Raw genomic sequence first — 7,642 nt, 5'->3', positions numbered from 1 at the left:
TCGTCATGACCACCAATGCCGGCGCGGAAGCACTTCAGAAGACCAGCATTGGATTCACTACCAGCAAGGGTCCCGGGGACGAAATGGCGGACATAAAACGCATGTTCACGCCCGAGTTCCGCAATCGGCTCGACGCCATCATTTCCTTCCGAGCCCTGGACGCCGAAATCATCCTGCGCGTGGTCGACAAGTTCCTGATGCAACTTGAAGGGCAGCTACACGAGAAGAAGGTCGAGGTCATCTTCACCGACGCCTTGCGTGCATGGCTGGCCGAGAAGGGTTTCGACCCATTGATGGGTGCGCGACCGATGGCGCGATTGATCCAGGACACCATTCGCTCCGCGCTGGCCGACGAGTTGCTGTTCGGCAAGCTGATCCATGGCGGACGGGTCACGATCGACCTGGACGATCAAGAAAAAATCACCCTCGCCTTCGAGGAAGTCCCCGCTACGCCGGCGATTCCATCGCCAACCTAGCGCTGGCGTTTCAGGGTTACCCGGCACTGCCGGGTGACCGCTTTTCAAACTATTCCAATTTGCACACCGTGGACCTGCTGACTACCGATCTGTGCGACGCCAACGAATCTGCAGTACGCGTCGTAGAACCGATGTTGAACAGTTTTGGTGGACGAGCGGCCTTTTTCGGCCGCATCGCGACACTCAAGTTATTCGAAGACAACTCGCTGGTGCGAAAAGCGCTCGAGTCCGAGGGCCAAGGCCGCGTCCTGGTTATCGACGGCGGTGGAAGCCTGCGCCGTGCCCTGGTTGGAGACCAACTCGCTGCACTGGGTGTCAAGAATGGATGGGCGGGCATCGTCGTCTACGGGTGCATCCGGGATTCGCGGGCCATTGGCGAAATGGATATAGGCGTGTTCGCGCTCGACACGCATCCCATGAAAACCCTGAAAAAGAATACGGGCGACGCCGAGATTCCAGTGACATTCGGTGGAGTGACATTCACACCCGGTGAATGGCTCTATGCGGACGAGGACGGTGTAATCGTGAGCGAAAAACAATTGCACTGACCCGTGTCTTATATAAGACACAAAAATCGTTGACTTCCTCTCGCAATCGCGAAACACCTTCCGGTATGTGGAATATTTAGCCTAATGTGCTGTTATTCAACGGTAAAAAAAACCGTGTAGTCTTATATAAGACTATTGCTGCAACGCAAAATCCTCTCTATACTGTCGTGACTGCTCCGGTTTGGAGCACCCTATTTCGACAACCCCTGCAAGAGGATTCATCATGACAGATCGCAAAGCACAAGCGGCCGCCCTGGCCAAGGACTGGGCCGAAAATCCCCGCTGGAAAAGCGTCAAGCGCGGCTACAGCGCTGAAGACGTGGTTCGCCTGCGCGGTACATTCCCGATCGAATACACCGTCGCCAAGCGAGGCGCCGAGAAGCTCTGGTCGCTGGTGAACGGCTCGGCCAAAAAAGGCTATGTCAATGCCTTCGGCGCAATCTCTGCCGGCCAGGCCATGCAGCAGGCGAAAGCCGGCCTCGAGGCCGTCTATCTGTCAGGCTGGCAGGTCGCCGCCGACGGCAACACCTCCGAGACCATGTACCCGGACCAGTCACTGTATGCCTACGACTCGGTGCCGACCATGGTTCGCCGCATCAACAACACCTTCAAGCGTGCCGACGAGATCCAGTGGTCGCGTGGCATCGATCCGGAAAGCAAGGAGTTCATTGACTACTTCCTGCCCATCGTGGCGGATGCTGAAGCCGGGTTTGGTGGCGTACTGAACGCCTTCGAACTGATGAAGAACATGATCACCGCCGGTGCCGCCGGCGTGCATTTCGAAGACCAATTGGCGGCAGTGAAGAAGTGCGGCCACATGGGTGGGAAGGTGCTGGTGCCGACCAACGAGGCCGTCGAGAAACTGATCGCCGCGCGCTTTGCCGCCGACACCATGGGCGTGCCGACCATCATCCTGGCCCGCACCGATGCCGAAGCTGCCAACCTGCTGACCTCGGACCATGACGCCAACGACAAGCCCTTCGTCACCGGCGAGCGCACGCCGGAAGGCTTCTACCGCGTCAAGAACGGCCTTGAGCAGTCGATCAGCCGCGGCGTCGCCTACGCCCCGTATGCCGACCTGGTCTGGTGCGAGACCGGCAAACCCGACCTCGGCTTTGCCCGTGAGTTCGCGCAAGCCGTGCAAGCCGCCTCCCCCGGCAAGCTGCTGTCCTACAACTGCTCGCCCTCCTTCAACTGGAAAAAGAACCTCGACGACAAGACCATCGCCAAGTTCCAGGACGAGCTCGCCGCGATGGGCTACAAGTACCAGTTCATCACCCTGGCCGGCATCCACATCAACTGGTTCCAGACCTTCCAGTTCGCCCATGCCTACGCGCGCGGGGAAGGCATGAAGCACTACGTCGACATGGTGCAGGAACCCGAGTTCGCCGCGCGCGACAAGGGCTACACCTTCGTTTCGCACCAGCAGGAAGTCGGTGTCGGCTACTTCGACGACGTCACCACCGTGATCCAGGGCGGCGCCTCGTCCGTCACCGCACTGCACGGCTCGACCGAGGAAGAGCAGTTCCACTAAGCCTTCACGGCATCGCTTCACTCAAGGCCGCAGCGGGAAACCGCTGCGGCCTTTTTATGCGTTACAGTCGGCTGGAGGCACCGACGCAAACAAGACACAGCCATGGGTGGCGGACGCAATCAGGAGGGAAGATCGATGCTCTGGTCGGCAATCCAGATCGGCCTGCTGGCCTATGCCGGGCTGGCCGCACTGATCTACTTCAAGCAGGACGCACTGGTTTTCCAGGCTGCGATGGATCGCGGGTTTCAGGCCACGCCCGCCAGTATCGGCCTGCGCTTCGATTCACTGACACTCGCCACTGACGACGGCGAAAAACTCGACGGCTGGCATGTGCCAGCGGGGACCGGTATGCCGGCGCGCGGCCTGATGATCGTGTTTCACGGCAATGCCGGCAACATCGGCCATCGCCTCGATTACCTCCGCATGTTCCATGACCTGGGCTACGCCAGCCTGATACTTGACTACCGCGGCTACGGCCGCAGTAGCGGCAAGCCGTCGGAGCACGGCACCTACCTCGATGCCGCCGCCGCGTGGCGCCATGCCACGCAAGGGCTCGGCTACCCGGCCGCAAAGATCGTGCTCTTCGGTGAATCCATGGGCGGCGCGGTGGCGGCGCGACTCGCTACGGTGCAGAAGCCGGCGGCGCTGGTGCTGGCATCGACCTTCACCTCGGTGCCCGACCTCGGCGCCGGGATCTACCCGTGGCTGCCGGTTCGCCTCCTCGCACGCATCGGCTATGACACGCGCGAGCGCCTTGCAACGATCGCTGCTCCTGTGCTGGTGATCCACAGCCGGGGCGACGACATCATTCCTTTTGCCCATGGCGAGCAGTTGTTCGCCGCGGCCAAACCGCCCAAGAAGTTCCTCGAAATCGAGGGTGGCCACAACGAGGGCTTCGTCTTCAATCGCGAGGCATGGGTACGCGGGCTCGATGACTTCCTGCGCTCCGCCCTCGAGCCAAAAGCGGCTCAGACGCCGGCCGCCGCCGTCCAGTAGGCGGAGTCGCGCCAGCGTGCCTTCAGCAGGTCGATGAACGAGCGCACGCGCAACGGCAGGTGGCGGCGTTGCGGCACCACGGCGTGGATGCCGACCGGCGGTGCGGCGAATTCATCGAGCACCGTCACCAGCCGTCCGGCCTTGATGTCGGCACCAACTTCCCACAGGGAGCGCCAGGCCAGGCCTTTGCCGGCAAGCGCCCAGTCGTGCAACACCGCACCGTCGTTGCACTCGAAACCACCGCTCACTTTCACCACCCTGACCTCTCCGTCGACACGCAAGGTCCATCCGCGCTGCTGGCGCAAAGACAGGCAGTTGTGGTCGGCAAGAAAAGTCGGCGCTGGCGGTACGCCGAATCTGGCGATGTAGTCGGGGCTGGCGACCACCACGCGGCGCATTTCCCCCAGGCGGATGCTGATCAGGCTGGAATCGGCCAAATCGCCGATGCGTATCGCGCAGTCGACGTTTTCTTCGACCAGATCCACAAGGCGATCGGAAAGCTCGAGGCGAACCGTGACTTCCGGATTCTCCGTCATGAAGTCCATGAGCAGTGGCGCCACATGTCGCCGCCCGAATCCGGCCGGTGCGGAAACCTTCAGATGCCCACCGGGACGGATGCCGCCCAGGCTCACCGCGCCCTCGGCATCGGCCAGTTCGCGCAGGATGCGCTGGCACTCCTCGAGGAAGGCCGCACCCTCGAAGGTCAGGGAGATCCGGCGCGTCGTGCGCAGCAGCAGTTTCGCCCCAAGGCGTTCCTCCAAGGCATCGAGCCGGCGACCGATGATTGCCGGCGTAACGCCCTCGGCCCTGGCTGCCGCCGACAGGCTGCCGCGACTTGCGACATTGACGAAGGCAGAAATCTGCTTGAATTGGTCCATTACATACTATTAGTAACTAATCATTTGCTCACATCGTAGCTTCTATATCCTATTTGGCAAGAATAGAATTCAACCATCCCAGCAACCCATTTCTAGGAGTTCCCCATGACCCTGCCCGCCGGCGTCCAGATCAACGCCCCCGTTCCCGCTGAATACGCCACCATCCTGACGCCCGAGGCGCTGGAACTGGTCGCCAAGCTGCACCGTGCCTTCGAGCCGCGCCGCAAGGAATTGCTGAAGAAGCGCGTCGAGCGCCAGGCCCGCATCGATGCCGGCGAGATGCCCGACTTCCTGCCCGAAACGAAACACATCCGCGAAGGCGACTGGAAGATCGCGCCGCTGCCCAAGGCCCTGGAATGCCGCCGCGTCGAAATCACCGGCCCGGTCGAAGCCAAGATGATCATCAATGCCTACAACTCGGGCGCCGATTCCTACATGACCGACTTCGAGGATTCCAACAGCCCGAAGTGGGACAACCAGATCCAGGGCCAGATCAACCTCTACAAGGCCATCCGCCGCCAGTTGAGCTTCAAGAACGAAGCCGGCAAGGAATACAAGCTCAACGAAAAGATCGCCACGCTGCAGATCCGCCCGCGCGGCTGGCACCTCGACGAGAAGCATGTGACCGTGGACGGGCAGCGCGTCTCGGGCGGCATCTTCGATTTCGCGCTGGTGTTCTTCCACAACGCCAAGGAACAGGTCGCGCGCGGTGCCGGCCCCTTCTTCTACCTGCCGAAGATGGAAAGCCATCTCGAAGCCCGTCTGTGGAACGAAATCTTCTGCATGGCGCAGGACCACATCGGCATGGCACGCGGCACCATCAAAGCCACCGTGCTGGTGGAAACCATCCTCGCCACTTTCGAGATGGAAGAGATCCTGTATGAGCTGCGCGAGCACAGCGCCGGCCTCAACGCCGGGCGCTGGGACTACATCTTTTCCTGCATCAAGAAATTCAAGAAGAACAAGGATTTCTGCCTCGCCAATCGCGGCGCCATCACCATGGAAGTGCCCTTCATGCGCAGCTACGCGCTGGCGCTGGTCAAGGCCTGCCACAAGCGCGGCGCACCGGCCATGGGCGGCATGAGCGCGCTGATCCCGATCAAGGGCGACCCGGTCGCCAACGAGAAGGCGCTGGCCGGCATCCGCCACGACAAGACCCGCGACGCCAACGACGGCTACGATGGCGGCTGGGTCGCCCACCCGGGCCTCGTCTCCATCGCCATGGAGGAGTTCGTCAAGGTGCTCGGCGACCGGCCCAACCAGTGGGAGAAGCAGCGCACCGATACCTACGGCCCCAAGGACTGGCTCAACTTCCAGCCCGAGCAGCCAATCACCGAAGCCGGCGTGCGCAACAACATCAACGTCGGCATCCACTACCTGGGTTCGTGGCTCGCCGGCAACGGTTGTGTGCCGATCCACAACCTGATGGAAGACGCCGCTACTGCCGAAATCAGCCGCTCGCAGATCTGGCAGTGGGTCGTATCGCCCAAGGGCAAGCTTGACGATGGTCGCAAGGTCACCGCGGAAATGGTGCGCGGAATGATCGGCGAGGAACTGGCGAAGGTAAAGGCAGTGGTCACCGCCCAAGGCGAGAAGACCGAAACCTACGACCAGGCTGCCGTCATCTTCGACAAGATGAGCCTGACCCCCGAGTACCCCGAGTTCCTCACCCTGCCGTTGTACGAAGCGATGGACTAGCAATTCTTTGCCACCTGAACTTCGCCACCCGAACCAAGAGTCGGCGCTGGTGGTACGGCGAAACTTGAGATGAAACGGCATTCGGCGCCCGCCGGATGCCGTTTTTCTTTGCACAGACGATAAGCAAATGCTTATAGAAGTCTGCTTGATCCCCTAATCACAACAATCTCTTGTACGCCACGCGAACCCCCTGCAATAATCCGCCGAGAGACCATAAACGAAGTCCGGATAAGCCGGCGCTTCATTGAAGGGGGAGGAATCACGGTTCTCGGCTTCTCGATATCGGGGAAATGAAGCCGCGGTGGCGATAGGACAATCCCATGCAGGGCATACGGGCCGCGTACCCGGCGGCAGGACATTAAATTATTCTTTTGGAATAGCGAAAATGGCAGAGAACTCTTCTGACGGTCTCACTCCCGAACCCCGCAAGGGGCTGTTCGGCTTCCTCAAGCGCCAGCCGCAGTGTTCGATAGGGCGGATGCTCGTCGTCGGGATCGTGGGCGGCATCATGATCTGGGGCGGCCTGAATATGGGTATGGAATATACCAACCGCTCCGACTTCTGCATGTCCTGCCACGAGATGACGATTCCCTTCGAGGAACTGAAGAAGACCGTCCACTACAAGAATCGTAGCGGCACCACTGTGCAATGCGCCGACTGCCACGTCGCCAGTAGCAAGACGCCGACCGATTACATGTTCAAATCCATGCAGAAACTCATTGCCGCCCGCGACGTGGTCGGCCACATTCTGGGCACGATAGATACGCCGGAGAAGTATGAAGCTTACCGTCTGACCATGGCCGAACGCGTCTGGGAACGCATGAAGGAACGTGATTCCAAGGAATGCCGCAACTGCCACAACTTCAAGACCATGGACCCGGCGAAACAGAAAGACCGGTCGGTGGCCAAGCACGAAGGTGCCATCGAGGACGGCAAGACCTGCATCGAGTGCCATCAGGGCATCGCGCACAAGGACCCTCGCCCGAAGGCAAGCAAGGCAGCTGAGCAACCGGCCGCCGCGCCCGCAGCACAGGTGGCGCCGACCGAGGCACCCAAGCCCGGAGAGAAGCCGGCCGCCGCTGGGCCTGCCGTGGCCGCCGCTGCCACAGCGATGAGCACGGCCGCAAGTGCGGCTGCAACCGCGGCCGCGACCGTCGCGACAACCGCAGCGACTACCGTTGCGGCGGCGGCACAAGGCAAGCCGCCCAAGGCCGAATCTGCTGCTGCCCCGAGTGCCGTCGCCGTCGCTGCCGGTATCGATTGGACAAAGGTTCCGGCGCGCCCCATGAAGCTCTTCTACCCGGGTCAGGCGTCGCTGGAATGGGTGATGAACAAGGCCGACCACTCCTCGGTCACCGACATCATCGAGAAGAAACGCGCCTGCGCGCGCTGCCACTCGGGAGACGCCAACGACATCGGCAACGCGATCGTCGCCGGCAAGCCGGTCGGCGTCTCGAAGACCGTGCTCGAACCCACTCCGCCGGCAGGCAAGATCGGTTTCATCCCGGTCGA

At 61.3% G+C, this 7,642-nt stretch carries 6 protein-coding genes and 1 pseudogene; 6 read left to right on the top strand and 1 reads right to left on the bottom strand.

What is annotated here, in order from left to right; all coding sequences use genetic code 11:
• From clpA to J0M27_RS20850, 4 genes and pseudogenes are all read left to right on the top strand, one after another.
• Positions 1-476, top strand: a pseudogene (gene clpA / locus J0M27_RS20865) (ATP-dependent Clp protease ATP-binding subunit ClpA); the annotation flags it as partial.
• Between the two features lie 68 nt (positions 477-544).
• A complete protein-coding gene (gene rraA / locus J0M27_RS20860; RefSeq protein WP_294996497.1) occupies positions 545-1,024 on the top strand; it encodes a ribonuclease E activity regulator RraA in 480 nt (159 codons plus the stop codon).
• 220 nt (positions 1,025-1,244) lie between these two features.
• Positions 1,245-2,558, top strand: coding sequence for an isocitrate lyase (aceA, locus tag J0M27_RS20855; RefSeq protein ID WP_365963283.1), 1,314 nt, complete (start codon positions 1,245-1,247; stop codon positions 2,556-2,558).
• Positions 2,559-2,693: 135 nt separating this feature from the next.
• Positions 2,694-3,554 (top strand): alpha/beta hydrolase, encoded by an 861-nt coding sequence (locus tag J0M27_RS20850; RefSeq protein WP_294996493.1) that lies wholly within the window; start codon positions 2,694-2,696, stop codon positions 3,552-3,554.
• Here J0M27_RS20850 and J0M27_RS20845 read toward each other — a convergent pair.
• Positions 3,527-4,432 (bottom strand): LysR family transcriptional regulator, encoded by a 906-nt coding sequence (locus J0M27_RS20845; protein WP_294996490.1) that lies wholly within the window; start codon positions 4,430-4,432, stop codon positions 3,527-3,529. The genes J0M27_RS20850 and J0M27_RS20845 overlap by 28 nt on opposite strands.
• A 105-nt stretch (positions 4,433-4,537) precedes the next feature.
• Here J0M27_RS20845 and aceB point away from each other — a divergent pair, with 105 nt between their 5' ends.
• Positions 4,538-6,130, top strand: a complete 1,593-nt coding sequence (gene aceB / locus J0M27_RS20840; protein ID WP_294996487.1) for a malate synthase A — start codon at positions 4,538-4,540, stop codon at positions 6,128-6,130.
• A gap of 244 nt (positions 6,131-6,374) precedes the next feature.
• Positions 6,375-7,642: NapC/NirT family cytochrome c (locus J0M27_RS20835; protein ID WP_294996485.1), on the top strand; the 1,268-nt coding region annotated here is incomplete at its 3' end.

Source organism: Sulfuritalea sp., assembly GCF_017302275.1.
GTDB lineage: Bacteria > Pseudomonadota > Gammaproteobacteria > Burkholderiales > Rhodocyclaceae > Sulfuritalea.
Note: the sequence above shows the minus strand (reverse complement) of the source record. Positions and strands in the feature narration are given on the sequence as shown.